General features: G+C 64.9%; 14 protein-coding genes. 13 read left to right on the top strand and 1 reads right to left on the bottom strand.

The window, feature by feature from the left end; all coding sequences use genetic code 11:
- Nucleotides 1-89 precede the first annotated feature (89 nt).
- From AC1DMN_RS15645 to AC1DMN_RS15595, 11 genes are all read left to right on the top strand, one after another.
- A complete protein-coding gene (locus AC1DMN_RS15645) occupies nt 90-1,400 on the top strand; it encodes an ABC transporter substrate-binding protein (RefSeq protein WP_440733009.1) in 1,311 nt (436 codons plus the stop codon).
- 71 nt (nt 1,401-1,471) lie between these two features.
- Nucleotides 1,472-2,281 (top strand): carbohydrate ABC transporter permease, encoded by an 810-nt coding sequence (locus AC1DMN_RS15640; protein ID WP_477229791.1) that lies wholly within the window; start codon nt 1,472-1,474, stop codon nt 2,279-2,281.
- A gap of 83 nt (nt 2,282-2,364) precedes the next feature.
- Nucleotides 2,365-3,204, top strand: a complete 840-nt coding sequence (locus AC1DMN_RS15635; protein ID WP_440733011.1) for a carbohydrate ABC transporter permease — start codon at nt 2,365-2,367, stop codon at nt 3,202-3,204.
- Between the two features lie 66 nt (nt 3,205-3,270).
- Nucleotides 3,271-5,448 carry an alpha-N-acetylglucosaminidase gene (locus tag AC1DMN_RS15630; RefSeq protein ID WP_477384545.1) on the top strand — a complete coding sequence of 726 codons (2,178 nt, stop codon included), beginning with the start codon at nt 3,271-3,273 and terminating at the stop codon, nt 5,446-5,448.
- 796 nt (nt 5,449-6,244) lie between these two features.
- Entirely contained in the window at nt 6,245-7,540 is a 1,296-nt protein-coding gene (locus tag AC1DMN_RS15625) for an ABC transporter substrate-binding protein (protein ID WP_477229789.1), read from the top strand.
- Nucleotides 7,537-8,493, top strand: a complete 957-nt coding sequence (locus AC1DMN_RS15620) for a carbohydrate ABC transporter permease (protein WP_441977424.1) — start codon at nt 7,537-7,539, stop codon at nt 8,491-8,493. The genes AC1DMN_RS15625 and AC1DMN_RS15620 overlap by 4 nt, the downstream gene beginning before the upstream one ends.
- 101 nt (nt 8,494-8,594) lie before the next feature.
- Complete coding sequence (locus tag AC1DMN_RS15615; RefSeq protein WP_441977423.1) at nt 8,595-9,407, top strand: carbohydrate ABC transporter permease; 813 nt, start codon at nt 8,595-8,597, stop codon at nt 9,405-9,407.
- A complete protein-coding gene (locus tag AC1DMN_RS15610) occupies nt 9,404-10,708 on the top strand; it encodes an alpha-L-fucosidase (protein WP_441977422.1) in 1,305 nt (434 codons plus the stop codon). Before AC1DMN_RS15615 ends, AC1DMN_RS15610 begins: the two co-directional genes overlap by 4 nt.
- Nucleotides 10,709-10,907: 199 nt before the next feature.
- Complete coding sequence (locus tag AC1DMN_RS15605) at nt 10,908-13,445, top strand: ricin-type beta-trefoil lectin domain protein (RefSeq protein WP_477384543.1); 2,538 nt, start codon at nt 10,908-10,910, stop codon at nt 13,443-13,445.
- A gap of 290 nt (nt 13,446-13,735) precedes the next feature.
- Nucleotides 13,736-14,875 carry an ROK family transcriptional regulator gene (locus tag AC1DMN_RS15600; protein WP_477229787.1) on the top strand — a complete coding sequence of 380 codons (1,140 nt, stop codon included), beginning with the start codon at nt 13,736-13,738 and terminating at the stop codon, nt 14,873-14,875.
- 88 nt (nt 14,876-14,963) lie between these two features.
- On the top strand, nt 14,964-16,625 hold the full coding sequence (locus tag AC1DMN_RS15595) for a beta-N-acetylhexosaminidase (RefSeq protein ID WP_477229786.1): 1,662 nt from the start codon (nt 14,964-14,966) through the stop codon (nt 16,623-16,625).
- 166 nt (nt 16,626-16,791) lie between these two features.
- Here the strand turns inward: AC1DMN_RS15595 and AC1DMN_RS15590 are convergent, their stop codons facing one another.
- Entirely contained in the window at nt 16,792-17,979 is a 1,188-nt protein-coding gene (locus AC1DMN_RS15590) for an RICIN domain-containing protein (protein WP_477384541.1), read from the bottom strand.
- 325 nt (nt 17,980-18,304) lie between these two features.
- Between AC1DMN_RS15590 and AC1DMN_RS15585 the strand changes: the two genes are divergently transcribed.
- Together AC1DMN_RS15585 and AC1DMN_RS15580 are read left to right on the top strand one after the other, a co-directional pair.
- Complete coding sequence (locus AC1DMN_RS15585; protein WP_477229784.1) at nt 18,305-18,949, top strand: MBL fold metallo-hydrolase; 645 nt, start codon at nt 18,305-18,307, stop codon at nt 18,947-18,949.
- Between the two features lie 208 nt (nt 18,950-19,157).
- Complete coding sequence (locus AC1DMN_RS15580) at nt 19,158-20,417, top strand: MFS transporter (RefSeq protein WP_440733021.1); 1,260 nt, start codon at nt 19,158-19,160, stop codon at nt 20,415-20,417.
- Nucleotides 20,418-20,480: the final 63 nt, after the last annotated feature.

Below are 20,480 nucleotides of genomic sequence, written 5' to 3'. Positions count from 1 at the left end.
GTAAGCCCCTTATGTAATACTTCCAGTGCAGGCCTCCCCGATGGTCTGCATGACCCAGCACTTCATATCCTCATAGGAAGGAGCGCGCGATGAGGTTGTCGCGACGCACTGCATCATTCATGGCCATCGGCACCATCGCCATCGCTACCGTCGCCCTTTCTGGCTGCGGCCAGAAGGTCGGCGGAGGCGATGCCGGAGAGAAGTCCGGCGGTACGGTGACGTATCTGACGGCCTGGCCGGCAGATACCCCCCAGGCGAAGATCTTCGCCCAGGCGGCGAAGGACTACACCAGCAAGACCGGTGTCAAGGTCGACATCAAGCAGCTCGGCAACGGCGGCTCGACGGCGATCATCAATGCTTCAAACTCGGGTACCGGGCCCGACATGTTCGACGACTCGCCCGACAACGCTCCGGCGTACCGCTCGGCGGGCCTGATCGCGGACCTATCCGATGTGCTGTCCTCGAAAGCTGAGGGTGAGAGCACGACGATCAAGGAGGACTACCCGAAGTCCGTGATCGATGCCGCTTCCGACAAGGACGGCCTGGCATTCATCCCGCACACCATCCTTTCCGGAGGCGTGTGGTACGACGCGAACGCTCACCCGGAGCTGGTCTCGAAGGCTCCCGCGAGCTGGGACGATCTGAAGGCGGAGTTCGCGAAGCTCAAGGAATCCGGGAAAGTCCCGATCGCGCAGGAGGGCGGCAACGCCTCCTACAACGTGCTCTGGTTCTACTGGCTGATGCTGCGCTCGCACGGTCCGGGAGCGATCTTGAACCTGAGCAAGTCGGCTGATGCGTGGAGCGATCCCGCGGTCCTCGCCGCCGCACAGGAAGTCGCATCCATCCGCCCGTATTTCCAGAGCGGATACGATGGCTCGCGCTATCCGAACGCGCAGAACGCGTGGGCTCAGGGCGACTACGTCTTCGACCTGAACGGCTCGTGGCTCGCCGGCGAGGTCAAGTCGGTCGTCCCCAGCAGCGCCAAGCTCAGCACCTTCCCGTTCCCGACCTACGGCGCTGATTCGAAGTCGGTCGAGGAACTCAACGTCCTCGGCTGGACCGTCAACGCCAAGGGCAAGAACGCCAAGGGCGCCAAGGAGTTCATCAAGTTCCTGGTGCAGAAGAAGTACATCGAGAAGATCGGTTCCGATGCGCTGAACATCCCGGCCCGCTCCGACGTCAAGGCGCCCAGCGCCCTGGCCGCCATGCAGAAGGCCGTGCTCGACAGCAGCGCGACCACCGGCTACATGGACAATGCCGCGGCCAATGCGCCGACGTGGTACAAGGATGTTCTGCTTGCGCTGGATGACCAGCTCGTCTTCGGCAAGATCACGCCCGAGGAGTTCGTCGCTCAGGGCAAGGAGAAGACCGCGGCGTACATCGCGAGCGGCACTCGGTGAGTATGACTTCTCGCAAGGGAGGACTGCGGGCCTTCATCTGGCCCGCAGTCCTCGTCTACACGCTGTTGTTCGTGGTGCCGGCGATCTACGGCGCAGCCATCAGTCTGTTCGACTGGAGCGGTATCGGAACGAAGGCCACATTCCGGGGCTTCGGCAATTACCTCTTCATCCTGACGGACGACGCCTTCCGGCAGTCCTTCATCAACACTTTGGTGCTCGCCGTCAGCGGAGGCATTCTCATCTTCCTCGTGGCGTTCTGCTGCATGGCGGTACTGCGACAGATGAAGGGCCGCGGTTTCATACGCTCCGTGGTCTACCTGCCCAACATCATCTCTCCGATCGCCATCGGCGCCGCATTGAGCTTCGCTCTGGATTCGCGTGGAGCGCTGAACCAGGTGCTCTCCTGGATCGGCCTCCCGCCGCAGTCCTGGCTGGGCCCCGATCTCGTCTTCCGTTGCATCATCGCGGGTCTCGCGTGGTCCGCGGCCGGCTTCTACGTGATCCTTCTCATGTCGGCCGTCGATGGCATTCCGGAGGATCTGTATGAGGCGGCCTCCCTTGAAGGCGTCACCAAGGTGCAGGCCTTCCGGATGATCACCCTTCCTCTTTCATGGGACGTGTTCGCGACCTGCGCGGTCCTGTGGGTCATCGGTTCCCTCAAGGTCTTCGAGATCGTCCTCGCGTTCACCGGCAGCGCGAATTCGGGTGTGCCGCTCTCGGCTCGGACCGTCGCCATTCAGCAATACATGGCGTTCAACGATCCGTCCGGTCTTCCACATCTGGGCGTCGTCTCTGCGATCGGCGTGCTCATGTTCCTCCTATCCCTTGTTCTCGTGGGCCTCACCCGGCGCCTGACGAGAAGAGAGGCTCTCGAGCTGTGACTTCACATATCGCACATACTCCCTGGCACCGACCCCCAGAGTCTTGGGGGCGGAAGGTCAGTCGACTCTTCGGCGATCACATCGTGCCCTCTGCGATCAAGGCCGGTATCTGGCTCTGGGTCGCGTTCAATCTGGGCTTGCTCGCCTGGGTCCTGATGACGAGTCTGAAGTCCACCCGTGACATTCTGCTCGGCCCGTTTGCACTGCCCACGCACATCGAGTGGGAAAACTACGTCACCGCATGGGACACGGCGGGTTTCGGGCAGGCGACGCTCGTCACGCTGATCTTCGTCTTCTCCAGCCTGGTGCTCGTCATGGGATTCTCCCTCCCCGCCGCCTATGGACTTGCCCGTCGCATGGATCGCACGGCGTCGACTCTGACGGCGTACTTCGCCATGGGCATCGCTCTGCCCATGCAAACGGTGCTGATCCCTTACTTCGTCGTCAACACGAGCGTCGGTCAGTTCATGACCGACTGGGTGACCGGGGCGTGGGATCCCCGTATCGGCCTGGTGGTCTTCTACTCGGCGACCGCTATTCCATGGACGGTCTTCGTCCTCACCGCCTACTTCCGCTCGCTCCCCAGTTCTCTTGAGGAGGCGGCGCAGCTCGACGGTGCTGGGCCTTGGCTCATCTTCCGCAAGATCATGCTTCCCGTGGCTCGCGGACCTGTCACGACCATCGCCATCATCACGGGCCTCGGTGCCTGGAACGAAACACTGCTCGTCTTGTTCCTCGTTCCCGACGGCGCCCAGCGAACCCTGCCCGCCGCGTTGCTGAACATGTACTACGGCCTTCAGTACACCTCGAACTGGGGTGCGCTGTTCGCCGGAGTCGTATTGCTCGTCGGCCCCATCGTCGCGGTGTTCCTCTGGCTGGGACGCCGGATCATCGAAGGCGCAACCCTCGGCGCCAACAAGTAGTAGCCGAAAACACGCGTGCGCCGTCGATGGCGCGCACGGGGCAATCCATTCATGTGAAGGGCTCTGATGAATCACGACCAGCGCGCAGCGCAGCGACTCCCCGCCCCCAAGGCGGGTGTCACCGCGAGTGCACAGCAGGTTGCCCGAGATGCGTTCGACCGCGTCCTGGGCAAGGCGGCGGGCAATGTCCTGGTCGACATCGCCCCCATGTCGGAAGACGGGTTCGTCGTTTCTGCCACGGAGGGGCTTCCGCACATCACCGCCTCTTCGCCTGCGACGGCGCTGATGGGTTTGCGATCGGTTCTGGCCAAGACGGGCGAGCCTTTCGACGAGATTCTGTCCGCGGTCTCCGGGATCGGTCCGATCGCCCCTGAGGCGCCGATCGTCGCAAGGGCGCGCTTGCAGCATCGGTTCTACGGCAACGACACCGAGGACTCGTACGTCGGCGCATACCGGACCTTCGAGGACTGGGAGCGGCTGATCGATGGTCTCGTCGCGAGGGGGTTCAACGAGATCTTCGTTCCTGTAGGCATCGAAGGCGCATATGTGGATCTGCTCACGAGGTTCGGGTATTCGCGTGACGAGGCGCTCGACTGGATCCCGTTGCCATCGCATCAGCCGTGGTGGCTGCTGCAGAACATGTCGTCCTATCCCGGCGGGATGTCGGAGGAACTGCTCGCGAAACGCATCCAACTCGGTCGGCGGATCATCGCCCGCCTGCGTGAGCTGGGCGTGGAGCCCGTCGTGCCCGGATTCGGCGGCGTCGTTCCCCGTGACTTCGGCACCCCTGACGATGCCTTCGTGGACGTGCCGGGCAACGACTGGCAGGGGTTCGACCGGCCTGCCTGGCTCGATCCTCGCTCCACGCTCTTCACGGAAGCCGCGTCCGTCTTCTACGATGCTGTCGACAGGCTCCTCGGCCCCGTCGATATGTTCAAGATCGACCCGCTGCACGAAGGCGGGACGACGACGATCGACATTGCCGAGGCCGGCCGCGGCATTGAAAGGGCCATGCAGCGGGCTCGTCCTGGTGCGACGTGGGTGCTCCTGGCCTGGCAGGACAACCCGCGGAGGGAGCTTCTTGACGCGCTGGACCCGCGCAGGGTGCTGGTCGTCGACGGTGTCTCCGATCGTCATCTTGCGCTCGATCGCGAGGAGGACTTCCGCGGAGTCGATTACGCGTTCGGTGCGATCTGGAACTTCGGCGGCGACACAGCCCTCGGTGCCCAGCTTGCGACATGGAAYGACCGGGTCGAGGAATGGCTGAAGGTTCCTTCATCACGACTGCGTGGGATCGCCGCGCTCCCGGAGGGGGGACTGAACAACCCGCTGGCGATGGACTTCTTCGCCGCGCTGGYGTGGCGGGACGGTCGCGTGGATGTGGACGATTGGGTGCGGCAGTGGACGATCGCGCGTTACGGCCGGGCGGTTCCGGCAGCGGTCTCTGCCTGGCAGCGGATCGTTGCAACGGCGTACTCCCTCCCGGACGACAACGATTTCTCGGAACCGCATGACTCGCTGTTCGCCGCCTGGCCGTCGTTCAGTGCGTCGACGTCATCGTTGTTCTCACCGCGCACTGCGACGTACGACCTGAGCGCATTCGCCGAGGCGCTGCCTTTGATGAGCGATGCCGCCGACGACCTCGGTCGCCATCGCGCGTTCCGGTTCGACCTCGCCGACGTGGCTCGGCAGACGGTGACGAACACTGCGCGCCAACTGCTGCCTGCTATTGCCGACGCGTACGGGGCGTGCGACGGCGTGAGGTATGACGAACTCACCCGGATGTGGATCCAAGGCATGGAACTGCTCGATGCCATCGCCGGCACGGAGCCGCTCTGGCTACTCGGGCGATTTCTTGACGAGGCCCGCGCCGCAGGCAGCGACCCCGAGGAACGAGATCGCCTCGAGCGCAGTCAACGATTGATCCTCAGTACCTGGGGTCCGCTGGTTCCCGCGACCACCGGTGCGCTGAGCAACTACGCCGGACGCGATTGGCAGGGTCTGATAGGTACTCTTTACCTGCCGCGCTGGCGGGAGTTCTTCACGGGGAATCATCCGGACCGGCCGAGGGCCCGTGAGATCACGGATGCGGACTGGTGGCACCGTGACCAGGACTGGGTCGATAGCACCGACCGTGCAGGCATCCGTTCGGAGCCGTCCGGAGACATCGTCGCCCTTTCCGGCCTGGCGAGCGTGTTCATCGAGCGCGTCCAGGGGGCGCTTTCACAGCGCGTCGCGGGGTGAGGGAGCCGATCTGAGGTTCCCCGCGCACGCCGCACCGGGAGCGACCGGGCTTTGGTGTCCGGGGTTTCGTGGGCTCGGAGCGTGCCCCAGGGATCGCCTGAACCCGCGCCTTGGTCGTGCCGTCGAAGGGCCTCGCGCTGTGGGCGGGTGACGATTGGATCACGTTCTGGAGAACGGGATGTTTCGACGTTCTCGTCGCTCGACATGGGCACTGACCTTCGTCGCGCGTCGACTGTCCTCCGCCGGGGGTGCGTGCGAGGTCTGACGGACGGTTGCGCACGCCCAAGAGGCGTCGTCTTGACGCGGTTTCTAGCGCTTCTTGTGCCTGCGTGGCAGTCCTCGTGTGGGCGCGTCACGTCGCTCAGCATTTAGTTTTCAAAGTTGACGTATCCGCGTTAGGTTCTATCGGTGCCCCCACTAGGCCTGATATTCCAGGGTTGCGGTTAGTTTGAAAGTCTGCTTTATTATTGCCAACTCAATCGCGCCGGCCCGAATGTGGAGCGGTGAGGAGAGCGTGAGGCAGCGGGGGCAAGGTGGCCCCGTCCAGCATCAGGCGCTGAGTGAACATCGACACGGAACCCGAACCTTCGATACAGAACCAAGATCCTCGAGAACAGATCCAGAATCCGCGCGACATCGTCCCCCGGACCTGGCCGTGCTCCGACGTCCGTTTAAGACGTCCGGGTCGGACCGGGCAGGCCACCGCCAGCAGTGGCCGCGCCTCTCTGCGGGAGGTCCGCGCGATGCGGTGCGATTCACACCATGCAAGTCCCTATTCAACGCAGTGAGGAACAACATGAATCTCAAGGGAGTTCGCGGCATCGCCGTCGCACTCGTCGCCGTCGGAGCGCTCGCGCTTGCCGGCTGCTCAGGCGCTGGAGGCGGATCCGACGCCAAGGGTGGAAGCTTCACCTACTGGTCCATGTGGAGCGAGAAGGAACCGCAGGCCAAGGTCATCGACGCAGCGATCAAGGCGTACGAGAAGGAGACCGGCGCCAAGGTCACGGTGCAGTGGCAGGGGCGCAACGTGCTCGACCAGGTGACCGCCGGACTCGCCGCAGGCAAGACCCCGGACCTGGTGGACCAGGGATACGACAAGCTCGGTACCGCCCTGAACAGCCAGGACGCTCTTGCCGACCTCAGCGATGTCTGGGGCATGACGAACGCCGACGGCAAGAAGGTTGCCGACGTCGTGAACAAGTCCTATGTCGAGAAGATCCCGGCGTACGGCGGCTCCAGTAACAAGTACCTCATCCCGTACACCGTCTCGACGGTCTCGTTGTTCTACAACGCGAACAGCCCGTACGTGAAGGAAGCGCCCGCGTCGTATGACGATCTGCTCAAGGACTGCGCCGCGGCGAAGGCTGCCGGCGTCGGCTGCATCGTCAGCGACAGCGACGCCATCTGGGCTGCGGAGTACTGGTTCGACTATCTTCTGAACCGCAACGCGGGCGACGGAGCCATGAAGAAGCTCGCTGAAGACAAGACCGGCGCTGAGTGGGACTCCGCCGCGGTGAAGAAGACCGCGGAGCAGGTGCACCAGCTGATCACCGACGGCTACATGGTCTCGGGCTACGACGCCAGCCAGTATCCGGCCGGCGAGACCGCCTGGGCGCAGGGCCAGGGCGTGTTCTACCTGACGGGTAGCTGGGTCACGGCCGAGACGGCGAAGACCATCGGCGCGGACTGGAAGTACGCCGGTGCGAACTTCCCCTCCACGGGCGGTTCCTCGGCGGACGGCGTCTCCGTGCTGCCCTTCGGCTTCGCCGTTCCGACCGCGGCCAAGAACGCGGATGCGGCCAAGGCGTTCATCGCGTACTTCTCGTCGGAGAAGTACGAGGGCAAGATCACGACAGAAGCCTCCAACCTGACCGCGCTGAAGGACGGCCAGGCGCCGGCCGAGCTCGCCAGCGTCAAGGAAGTCCTTTCCAAGGCGGCACCGCGCGTGACGTTCGACGGCGAGGGCGGCAACTACTTCAGCAAGGTCTTCGACCCCGCGTTCGGCGACCTCTGGCTCGGTAAGACCACGGCGGACCAGTTCGTCGCCAACGGCAAGGCCGCGCACGTCCAGTACTGGAAGGCACAGGGTTGACGACGTCATCCACCACGCTTGCCGCGGGCGGTTCGCCCGCCCGCGGCAAGCGGTTCCCGACCCACTCGCCCATGGAGCGCGTGCGTCGCCGCGTGTTCTGGCCGTTCGTGCTCCCCGCACTCGCCGGCATGGTCATCTTCTACTTCGCCCCGATCGTGTTCGTGGCATGGCTGAGCCTGAACAAGTGGTCCGGCTTCGGCCCCATGCGCTTCGTCGGCACGGCGAATTATCAGCAGCTCTGGCTCGACCCCACTTTCACGACGTCGATCGTGAACACGTTCAAGATCCTCGTGATCGTCGGAGTCATCACCTTCGTCCTCGCCTTCGCGCTCACGCTCGTACTGCGCCAGATGACGGGCAAGCATTTCGTGCGTTCGGTGCTGTTCTTCCCGAACCTGATCAACGCGCTGATCTTCGCCATCTTCGCCGGGATGCTGTTCAACCCGAACGGTCTCGTCAACACCGCGCTGCACTGGGTGGGCATCACCGACGCGCCCAAATGGCTGGCGCCCGATAACCAGTTCACCCTGATCATGGCGATCCTCATCTGGTCCTCCACGGGCTACTTCACGAGCATCATCATGTCGGGCGTCGACCAGATCCCGCCCTACTACTACGAGGCGGCATCGCTGGACGGCGCCGGCCCCATCCGTCAGTTCTTCACGGTCACCCTTCCGCTCTCCTGGGACGTCGTGTCCGTCTGCGCCATCCTGTGGACGATGAGCTCGGTGAAGGTGTTCGAGCTGATCCTCGTCTTCGGTGGAACGCGTGCGTCGTCGCCGAACAGCCAGAACTGGACGACTGCGATCTACGTGTACCTGAGCGCGTTCCAGGCCAACGCAGGACGTGCTTTCGGGCTCGCCGCGGCTGCCGCGCTCGTCAGCCTCGCACTGGTCGCCGTGCTCACCCTCGGCCTGCGCCGACTTCTGCGCCGGGAGGCGATCGAACTATGACCTCTGTCACCCGTGCCCTGACGACAGCGGGTTCCCGCCGGAGGCGGACGTTGCGTTCGTCAGGGAGCAAGACGGGCGTTGCCGGTTGGATCGGACGCGCGATGGTCTGGCTCGTCGTCGCGTTCAACATCTTCCTCATCGCGTGGATGGTGGTCTCGTCGCTGCGCAGCACGGTGGACTATCTGCGCCAGCCCTTGGGTCTCCCCGTCCCTCCCCATCTGGAGAACTACGCCAACGCCTGGACGATCGGCGACTTCGGCGTCGCGTTCCTGAACTCCGCGTCCGTCACTCTCATCTCAGCCTTCTTCGCGGTCGCGATCGCGGCACCCGCCGCGTATGCCCTGAGCCGCTCGACGCGATGGATCGCTCCGAAGATCACGGCGGCGTTCGCCCTCGGTCTGGGCGTGCCGGGTCAGGTCCTGCTGATCCCGATCTATATCGGGCTCGCGCAGGTCCAGCAGAACACCGGCATCCCCCTCATCGATAGCCAGCTCGGCCTCACGATCGTGCTGATCGGCCTCAATCTCCCGTTCACCGTGTTCCTGCTGACGGGCTTCTTCGCGTCCCTCCCCGGCGAGATCGAAGAGGCTGCCGCGCTCGACGGCGCATCCGGGATCCGCACGTTCGTGACGATCATGCTCCCTCTGGCGCGACCGGGGCTGACGACGGCGATGACTCTCGCGGCAATCGGCTCGTGGAACGAGACGCTGTTCTCGCTCGTGCTGCTCACGGACAAGTCGACCCGGACGCTGCCCATCGCGCTCATTCAGATCATGAACTCCGCGGCGTTCAACGGAGCCGACTGGGGATCGATCTTCGCAGGCATGACGCTCATGGTGCTGCCGCTGCTCATCGTTTACACCTGGCTCGGTCGCCGCATCGTCGCCGGCATGACGGTGGGCGCCGGAAAATGAGTACCGTCGACACGGCGGCGTCGAACGCGGACACGGGCTGGTTCGTCCATGACCGCTTCGGGATGTTCGTGCACTTCGGGCTGTACTCGATCGCTGCGCGGCACGAATGGGTCATGACACGGGAGAAGATCAGCGCCAGCGACTACCGGCGTTACTTCGAGCACTTCGATCCCGATCTGTTCGACGCGGCCGAGCTGGTAGATCGGGCGGTGCGCGGTGGTATGCGATACGTCGTGCTCACGACGAAGCATCACGAGGGATTCTGCCTCTGGGATTCGAAGGTGACCGACTACACCTCGGTGAACGCACCGTGCGGGCGCGATCTGGTGCGGGAGTTCGTCGATGCCGCACGTGCCGCCGGCTTGCGCGTGGGGCTGTACTACTCGCTGATCGACTGGCATCACGAGCAGTTCCCGATCGACGGGATCCATCCGCTGCGTGACGAACCGGCGGAGAAGGTCCGCGCGATCAACGAGGAGCGTCGCATCCGTCTCTATGCGGACTACCTCCACGCCCAGGTGCGGGAGCTGCTCACCTCGTACGGCACGATCGACTATCTCTTCTTCGACTACTCCTACGCGGAAGGCGCCATACCGCCGGTGTGGGGTGGAAAGGGTGCCGCGGAGTGGCAGTCCGAGCAGCTCCTCACGATGGTTCGCGGGCTGCAGCCGGGCATCGTCGTGAACGATCGCCTCGGTATCCCGGGCGATGTCACGACCCCGGAGCAGTATCAGCCGACTTCGCCCATGGAGAAGGATGGACAGCTCGTCACCTGGGAAGCCTGCCAGACGATGAACGGATCATGGGGCTACGACCGGGACAACCATGACATGAAGTCTCCGGAACTCGTTGCGCGCATGCTCATAGACACCGTCGCGATGAACGGGAACATGTTGCTGAACGTCGGCCCGGACGGGCGGGGCCGGGTGGACCCGGAATCGGGGCGCGTCATCGACACGGTCGGGTCCTGGGTCGGTGTGCACTCGCGCGCCGTCTACGGCGCGGGGCCGGCGTCCTGGGCGGCGCCGACCGATGTGCGTTACACCCAGCGCGGTCGGCGCTTGTATGTGCATCTGTTCGCCTGGCCGTTCGGTGCACTGCATCTGCCTGACCTGGCGGACCAGGCGACCTATGCGCAGTTCCTGCACGATGCGTCCGAAGTGCGCATGGTCATCCGACCGCCGGAAGCCGAGGCGTTCAACACGGTACCCGGTGGGCAGCCGGCCGGAACACTCACGCTGGAGCTGCCTGTTCAGCGCCCGGACGTGCTTGTGCCGGTCATCGAGATCTTCCTGAGCTGAGCGCGCGGCGGTCGTCGTGCACGTCGGCATCGTGAACAGCGCAGGAAAGGTGTCCTCCCCAGAGGCGACACCTTTCGCGTCACGCACTATCCCCTCTCAAGCGCTACGCAGACCGTCACCCGCAGAGAACGCACATACGTCACGCACACGAACCGCAGCGGGAATCCATCACATGCACCACAAACAGGAGGAGACGAAGATGACAACCCCTCACGTGCTACAACGACGGCCCTGGGCCGTGATAGCGGTGATCATCGCCGTGGTCTTCGGGCTGCTGATCAGCGCTCAGCCCGCATCCGCGGCGACACCCGGTCAGATCACGATCGGCGCAAAGTGCCTCGACGACAGAAACTCGAGCACTCAGGACGGCAACATCATCCAGCTGTTCTCGTGCAACGGCGCTTCCGCGCAGTCCTGGACGCTCTCCTCCGACGGCACGGTCCGCGTGCTCGGCAAGTGTTTGAGCATCAGCGGTCAGGCAGTGGCGAACGGCACGGTCGTGGAGCTGTGGAGCTGTGTCAGCAGCGGCAGCGACCAGAAATGGGTGGCACTCCCGAACGGTACGATCTCGAACCTCAAGTCGGGCAAGTGCCTGAGCGTGACCGGACAGGCGATCGTCGACGGGGCGCGGCTGGAGCTTCAACCCTGCCAGCCCAGCGCGGCCTTTCAGCAGTGGACGGTTCCGGCGACCGATCCGCCCGCGATCGCGGCGATCTCGACGCAGACATCCACCATCGGCGTGGCCACCGGCCTGACGCCCTCGGCAACTGGAGGGGTGGGGCGCGTCGATTGGACGGCCACGAACCTGCCCGACGGCCTGCTCATCAATTACGCGACGGGGATGGTCATGGGAACCCCGCGGAAAGCGGGCTCGTGGACCACGACGCTCACGGCAACCGATTCGCGCCTGCACGCATCGAGCATCACGTTCACGTGGACGGTTCAGGCGGCCGCCGTCGGCACGGCGTGGTACGTCGACTGCAGTGCTGCGAGCAACGGATCGGGGACGAGCACCAGCCCGTGGAATTCCTTGAGTGGTCCTAACGGCAACACGTTCTCGCCGGGAGATCAACTTCTCCTCAAGCGCGGGGTCACTTGCTCCGGCCGGCTCTTCCCGCAAGGCAACGGCAGCGCCAGCGCTCCGATCACGATCACCGGCTACGGGTCGGGCGCCAAGCCGATCATTGCCGGCGGTGCAGTCGCGGAAAGCGCGGTGCTCCTGCAGAACCAGTCCTATTGGATCGTGGACGGACTCGAGGTCACGAACTCCTCGGCGACCGAGGCGCGTCGATCCGGCATCCTGGTCACGATCAACAGCGCTGCCACCTACTCGGGTATCACCATTCGCAACAACGACGTCCACGACGTGATGGGTGTCTCCGATCGTGGTGCTGACGCCAACGGCTTCTACATGTCGCACGGGATCGGGCTCAACGTTCCGCTCGATGGCGCGCTCATGGCGGGTCTGACGATCTCGGACAACTATGTCCATGACATGCGCGGCAACGGTATCGGTCTGTACGGCACCGACGGCTCCAACACGAATGTCGTGAAGAACCGCTACGTGCTCGTCCAGGGCAACAAGGTGGTGCGCAACAGCAACGACGGCATCGTGGTCTGCGGAACCGACTCGCCCCTGATCGATCACAACATCTCCGACGGCGCGGGGACGAATGCGATCAACCCGCAGAACATCGCGGCGATCTGGGGATGGAACGACGACAACCCCACCTTCCAGTACAACGAGGCGATGAACCTCGTGGCGCACACGTTCGACAGTGAGGCGTGGGACTGCGACGGCTACATGACCGGCCGGTGCACCTATCAGTACAACTACGACCACAACAACTACGGTGGGATCCTGCTGGATTGCGTCGGTTGCGGCGGAGGAAAGCCGACGTCGATCGTGTACCGGTACAACGTCTCCGTGGGTGATTGCCGCGTCGTCGACAACCCCGGCAATCTGACGGACTTCGCGTTCTACAACAACACGATCGACTGCGGTTCGGCTTCGCCGGATCTGGGATTCGCCAGCCTCACGTATCTTGCGAACAACATCCTCATCGGTCCGTCAGGCGCGTCGATGCCGAACAACGCGTACTACTCGAACAACGTCTATCGCGGCTTCACGCCGCCGAGCGACCTGTTCGCGTCCACAGCAGACCCGAAGATCATCGCTCAGGGTACGGCGGCCACGGGCTATCAGACGGTGGGCGGATACCAGATCGCCTCCGGTTCCTCCGGCGCCAACAACGGGATCGCCGTGGCGAACCCGCCGGCAGTGGACTACTGGGGCAACGTGATCTCAACCACTGTTCCGAACAGGGGGGCGTTCGGCGGTAGCCCGCTGGGCGCGACGACGTTCACGGACGATTCGTCGAGCAGCATCAGCTACTCCGGTACATGGACCACGGAGAATGTGGTGGCGTCCCGCAACGGATCTGATCACGTCGCCGGTTCGACCACGGCCACGGCGGCGTTCTCGTTCAGCGGACGTCATCTCTCCATCTGGGCCACGCAGGCACCGGACGGGGGCCTGATCCGAGTGGTGATCGACGGCACCGTGGTGGCCGACGCGTCGCTCTACGCGGTGTCCGCAGCCCCGGGGACGCGCGTGTACACGAGCCCGCAGCTACTCTCGGGTTCGCACACGGTCACACTCTCGGTGAGCCCGGCGTCGGACCCGCGTTCGAGTGGATCGAAAGTCACCTTCGACGGCCTTGAAGTGCGTCCGTGACATCGTGCGCTGAATGATCACCGGCGGGCAGCGCAGCGCGTAGAGCATGCTGATGCACTGCGCTGCCTGCCGGAATGCGCGAGGACGACCCGAGAACGCCTGGGCGTTCAGAGATATCTTAAAACTCATTACTAATGCCGGGTGGCCGCGATCTCGGACTCGTTCTCGTTGCTGACCTTGCTCCCTGGGGCTCGGCTCGAGCTCTCGTTTCGTCTTGTTTGATATTTGTAATCTTGTCTGCTTTATTTGGATCGCGCCGACGTTCGTTCGGCGGGAAGGACGCAGCCACAATGGCGAACACCGAACACCCTTCGCCTCTGCGCGCGCTGCGTGTCACAGAGAATGCATCCCCCGAGCGCAGTCGCAAGACCAACCGGACGCTGCTGTTGCAGGCGCTGATCCAGCATGGTCCGCTCAGCCGAGCGGACCTGGCGCGACAGTCCAGCCTCTCCAAGCCCCTGGTTTCCGATCTCGTCGGGGAGCTTCTCGACAAGGGGGTCATCGAGCAGATCGGCACCCGCCGCCGTACGAGCGCCGGAAAGCCGGCGACGATGCTCGCCGTTCGCGACGACTCGTTCCAGATCATCGCGCTCGATCTGTCGGATGAGAAGCGTTTCACCGGTGTGGTGACCAACCTTCGTGGGAAGGTGCTGCACCGGGCCGAGGGCGCAGTGGCGGGGAGAGCGGGTGAGGCAGCGCTCGACCTCGTCGCTGACCTCCTGGGTCGCCTGATCCAGCTGTCGACGGCACCGTTGCTCGGCGTGGGTATCGGAACCCCGGGAATCGTCGAAAGCAAGCGGGTCGTTCGGCTAGCGTCTTCGCTTCGCTGGGAGAACGTGGACCTGGCGGCGGGCGTCCGCGGTGACTACGAAGGTGCCATCCATGTCGCCAACGATGCGAATGCCGCTGTGCTCGGAATGTACGCGTACCGGGGTGCCGAGCGTTCTTCTCTTCTTCTGGTCACCCTCGAGCACGGCATCGGGGCGGGGCTGATCATCGGCGGATCTCTTGTCGAAGGGCCGCAGTTCGCGGCGGGTGAGATCGGACACATCGTCGTCGACGATGATGGCGACAGGTGCTCGTGCGGACTGCGGGGGTGCCTCGATCTCGCGGCGTCCGCTCCCAATCTGCGCCTCAGGCTGGAGCGCGACCCGAGCGATCGCGACCGGATCCTCTCTGATGCAGCGCTCGCTCTAGGGCGAGCTCTCACGCCGATGATCGCGCTGACAGGGGTGAAGGATGTCGTGATCGCGGGGCCCGTGGATCTCGTCAGCGACCACTTCCTGCGCGCGGTCGAGGAGACGATCGTTCAGCGGTCCATCCCCGCTGTGAATGCCGGGCTCAGAGTGGTCTCCGCGCCAGGAGGAGAGGATCTCGTCCTGCTCGGTGCCGCCGCCATGGTGCTGTCGGCCGAGCTGGGCGTGACGTAGCAGGGCCGTACTTCTGACGACAGACGCAATTCCTCCGGCCCTCGTCTCTCATACCGCCGAGCGCCGCCATCACTGCTTTAGGAACCCGATGATCTCTCTCTTGCCCTTGCCTCAGTCGGTATCGTTCTCCGACGGGTTGTTCGTGCTCCGTGCCGGGATGGCTGTCGAGGCATGTACGGAGTTGGAGCGCGTCGCGACCTGGCTCACGACCGCTGTGGGGCGAGCGGGCGTGCCTTTGACCCCTGTGAGCGCCGGAGAGGAATCCCGGGCGAATCGGGCTGTCGGTGTTCGCTTGACAGTCGCGGAAGATCTTCCGGCCGAGGCCTACCGGCTCGATGTCGATGCGAACGGCATCGGCATTTCTGGAGGTGACGAGGCAGGGGTCTTCTACGGCGCTCAGGCCTTGCTGCAGCTGCTGCCGGAACGCGTCTTTCGCTCGGCTGCTGTCGCTGATGTGGAATCGATGTCGGTCCCTTTCTCGCAGATCCGCGACGAACCGCGTTTCGGCTGGAGGGGTGTGCTCCTCGATGTCGCTCGACACTTCATGCCGAAGCATGATCTTCTTCGCTTCATCGACCTGATGGCGATGCATCGACTCAACCTGCTCCATCTCCATCTCACCGACGATCAGGGATGGCGGGTAGAGATCGTCTCGCGTCCGGGGTTGACCGAGATCGGCGGTTGGAGGGCTGAATCGCAGGTCGGACCGCCGCCGCACTCGCCGGTGAACGGACGCCCGCACGGCGGCTTCTACACCCAGGACGACATCCGTGAGATCGTGGCCTACGCTCGGCAGCGCTTCATCGAGATCGTGCCCGAGATCGATATCCCGGGGCACTCCCGTGCAGCCATCGCCGCATATCCTGAGTTGGGCATAGGTGTGGGCGACGATGCATCGGCAACGCCAGCGCCCGCCGTCGCGACCACGTGGGGCGTTCATCCTGAGGTGCTGAACCTCGAGGACTCCACCGTGCAGTTCTTCCGTGACGTCTTCACGGAGATCATGGATCTGTTCCCGAGTGCCTATATCGGGCTCGGCGGCGACGAGTGCCCGACCGACCTGTGGCGCGAGGACGCGCGAACCCAGGAACTCATGCGGGCTCGCGGCATCGCGTCGGAAGACGGAGCCCGGGAGTGGTTCGTCGAGCAGATCGCGGAGCACATCATCGCCCGCGGACGTCGGCCCTATGGGTGGGATGAGCTGCTGGAGGGAACCCCGCCTCCTGGGACGGTCGTCGCCTCCTGGAGGGGCATGAGAGGCGCGCTTGCCGGCGTGCGACGAGGCTATGACGTGGTCGCCTGCCCCGACGACAAGGCGTATCTCGACTATCGCCAGTCTGACGATCCTGACGAGCCGATTCCCTTCGGAGCGCTGCTGTCGTTGCGCGACACCTATTCGTTCGAGCCGATCCCGGCGGATGCCACGCCCGAGGAAGCCCGACGGGTCCTCGGCGGACAGGCGAACCTCTGGACCGAGCACATGGATTCCCCGCGCACGGTCGACTACTACGCCTACCCCCGGTTGTGCGCGATCGCGGAGGTGCTGTGGAGTCGGCGACGCGCGACCTTCGAGGCGTTCTCCGCTCGGTTGGATGATCATCTGCGCAGGCTTGACGCGCTGGGAGTCGAGTATCGGCGTCCGACGGGGCCGCTGCCCTGGCAAAGACGTCCCGAGGTCGAAGGTCAGCCCCTGACGGCCGAACAGCATGCCGAGCATGTGGCCGCGTTGGTGTCAGGAATCGCCGTTTGACTCCACGGGGTCCAGGTCGCTCACCGCGAGCTATCAGGCGGGTCCGCGAAGGTCCGACAGACGGCTGTGACCGAACGCCCCGCGGAGGGTCGCCCCGATTGTGACGAGGAGACCCTCCGTGGTGACGTCGTGGTGTTGCACTCTCCGGCGCCCGTTGCGACGGATGTCACCCGGTCGTGGTGAAGCTCCAGGTAGCACCCGGCCCGCTCTGCTGTACGAGTCCGGATCCCGCAGACGTCCCCCTCGGGCCGACCGCGAGGCCGCTCCACTGGTTGAGCAATTGGTATCCCGCGGTCGCGGCACGGAGCGTCCACTTCTGGTTGGCACCGCCGGTGCAATCCCACTGGATGATCGCGCTGCCTGCCGTGGTCGACGACGCAGCATCGTCGAGGCACAGGCCCGAGTGCTGATTCACCAGCGCGTAGCTGCCGTCGCTGTTGGCGTGGGCCGTCCACAGTTGGTTGGCACCGCCGTTGACGGTCCAGACGGCGATCTGCGTGCCGGTCGTCGTGGACCATGCGGGGTCGTCGATCACCTGGTTCGTGGACGTGTCGCGGATCTGGTAGGTCGATCCGTCCGACAGAGGGGCGGGAGAGGACGTGGCTCCCCACCCGCGCGTGATCTCCACGCCCGTCCCGACCAGCCGAGCCTGATAGTTCGCCTGTCCGAGGCAAGCCCCGTACTCGTAGGGGCTGCTCACTTGCCCGCTCAGCCCGCCGCCTGCGGTGGATGTCGGCCCGCCGAAGGTCACGTGCACCGGGGGCAGCTCGCTGCAGGACGCCGGGGCGTCGTAGTACTCGACGAATCCGGCCTGGCCGCCGACCAGGTCGCCACTCCCCGACGGCAGCCGGTAGYTGCCGATGTGGGTGCTTCTCCCCGTCGCCGTGTCGGTGGCGGTTCCGCTCCAAGTGTCAGCGGCGATCCGCTTCACCGTGAGCGCATACCGGTGGCCATATGCGCCATCGAAGTCGACGCCGCAACTGACGCCCGCGCCCCCGTCGGCCCCGTCGGTGCAGTTCGCGTCCGTGCTGGTCGTGCCGCTGATGAAGCTCGAGAAGACGCCGTGGAGTCTGGGTGCGCCGTTGAGCGGAGCACGGGGCTGGAGTCCGGTATAGCCGACGTCCGCGGCCTTCGCGAAGCCGAATTGCTGGGCGAAGTAGGTGCCTGCCTGCTGCACCGTGTCGCTTCCGATCGTCTCGTAGAACGTCACGTCGGGAAGCCCTGTCGAGGGCGCCCCCGGAATCGACCACGTGACGCTGACATTGCCTCCGAACGTCTGAGCCGACGCGGAAGCGGCGAACCCCGTGATGACCAGGGCGGCCATCGCCACACCGCCGGCGACCGAGCGTGCCAAAGCCCGCCACCCGGTGTGACTGGGCCAGCGGGATCGTTGTGGACGGGACAACCTCCGGGCTTGTTCATCATGCATTGCAGAACCCCCTCGAATATCGCTAAATCGGAGCGGGCCGTGCCTCGGAGCGGGAATCACGGGGGCGCGGCCTGCGTTTACATCGGAGATGCTAAAGGGCATTATGAAATATCGGGTTCACTGTGAGCAAGCGATAGATGAACTCGGTTGAAGAACGACCGTCGCGCCTCGAGACCGGCGTGAAGAGGCGGTCGACTCAGCGGTTCGCACTCACGGAGTGGGGCCGTTCATCGTGACGAAGGAGCAGGACATGACGACGATCTCTACCTGGCGGCATTCGGCGGTCTCGCTGGAGAAGAGGGGAAGCAGGCTCGTGATCGACCCGGGCGTCTACAGCGACCTGCAGGCGTTGCGGAACGCCTCCGCCGTGCTGATCACCCACGATCACCAGGACCACGTTGATGCCGCCGCGGTGGTGGACAGCGGGGCGCCGGTGTGGACGACGGGAGCCGTTGCGGCGATGTTGCGGAAGGCGGGCGCTGACGGCAGCCGCCTACATGTCGTCGCGCCGGGAGAGCACTTCTCGGCGGCCGGATTCGACGTCGTCGCCTTGGGGGGCGCTCACGCCGTGATCCACCCGGACCTCCCGGACGAGGAGAACCTCGCCTTCCTCATCGACGGGACGCTTCTGCATCCGGGTGACTCTCTCACGCCCGCACCGACCGACACCCGAGTCCGAGTGCTCTTCCTGCCGATCGCCGCGCCGTGGCTGAATCTCGAGTCCGCCGTCGAGTACGCCCGCGCCGTCAACCCCGAGGTCGTCGTGCCGATCCATGACGGCACGCTCAGCGAGGCTGGCGCTCAGCTGACCAACTGGATCACGGAGCAACTTCTGCCGGGGATCGAATACCGCCGGCTCGACAGTGGGGCGGGCTTCGACGTCGTGCCGGACTGAGGTGCGCACGCTGACATCGCCTTCTTGTTTCCGGATGATGTCGGTGCGAAGAGCATTCGTAGATGAGTTTTACTTCTGAAGGCACATTGTGTAATCCCTGAGAAACAGTCGATTCCTAGCGTGAAGCATGCACGGAGCAATACCTGGGCTCCGTGTAAATCGCGCTCCCGATGGTGTGGGCATCCGCTTATACCCGAAGGAGTACGAAATGGACGCACTGACTCGAGTGCGCAGCATCCCCTTGTTCGCCGTCGCGGCGCTCGCCCTGGGCGGTTTCGCGATCGGCGCCAGCGAGTTCACGGGGATGGGACTCGTTTCGAATCTCGCCCAGGCTCTCCTGCCGACTCTCTATGAGAGCGAACCTGCGCGCGCGTTGGCGGCTACGGCGTGGGTGACGACGGCGTACGCCACCGGCGTCGTGGTCGGCGCGCCGGCGATCGCCTCACTCACTGCACGGCTCCCCGTGCGGCGCGTGCTCATCGCGCTGCTCGCGATGTTCGTGCTGGGAAGCGTGCTGTCTGCGACGTCGACGACATTGCCGATGCTCGTCGGTGCGAGGTTCCTGGCCGGCCTGCCCCATGGGGCGTACTTCGGTCTCGCCGTTCTCGCCGCGAGACGGCTCCTGGGTGAGGCTCGCCGCGGGCTCGGCGCCGCAGCCGTCATCGGCGGCCTCACCATCTCGAACATCGTCGGGATCCCTGTCGTGACCGGCCTCGGCCAGCGTTTCGGGTGGGCCAGCGCCTACATCGTGATCTCGGGGCTGTTCGCGGTGGCGCTCGCGCTCGTCTTCGTCTTCGTGCCTGCGCTGCCGGCCGACCCTCGGGCGACCGTGCGCAGCGAGATCCGTGCGCTGCGTCGGCCGCAGGTGTGGCTCGCGCTGGGCATGGGAGCCGTGGGCTTCGGAGGGCTTTTCGCGGTCTACTCGTTCATCAGCCCGCTATCGCGTGAGATCACAGGACTGGCGCCGAACCTGCTCCCGTTCTTGCTCGCCACCGTGGGCGTCGGCATGACGACGGGCAACTTCGCCGGGGGCTGGGCCGCAGACCGCAGTGTGCGGCGCACTAGCTACGCGGCGCTCGGGCTGCTTTCGGTCGGTCTGATCTGTCTGGCGCTCACCGCGCGCTGGCCCGTCGGGCTCTTCGCGAGTGCCTTCCTCATCGGAGCGGGCGCGGCCGCTCTCGGGCCGACGATACAGACGCGCCTGATGGATGTGGCCCACGAGGGGCAGACGTTGGTCGCAGCGCTGAACCATTCCGCCTTCAACGTCGCCAACGGCCTCGGCGCCGCCCTCGGCGGAATCGTCATCGCGTCGGGGATGGGTCTGCTCGCCCCCACCTGGGTAGGAATCGTCCTCACGGCCGGCGGGGCTGTGCTGGCCGCCACCTCGTTCAGCATCGATCGCAGCCATCGTCGTCGCGGGCGCGTGCTGCCCTACGGAACGGGCAGGATCTCGACGATCCCCGCGTGAAATGTCGAACACGGACCTCTCGAAGCGGCTGCTTCGAGAGGTCCGCTCAGAACGAACACACAG

It is taken from the genome of Microbacterium sp. 01T413_2, assembly GCF_056398985.1.
Note: the sequence above shows the minus strand (reverse complement) of the source record. Positions and strands in the feature narration are given on the sequence as shown.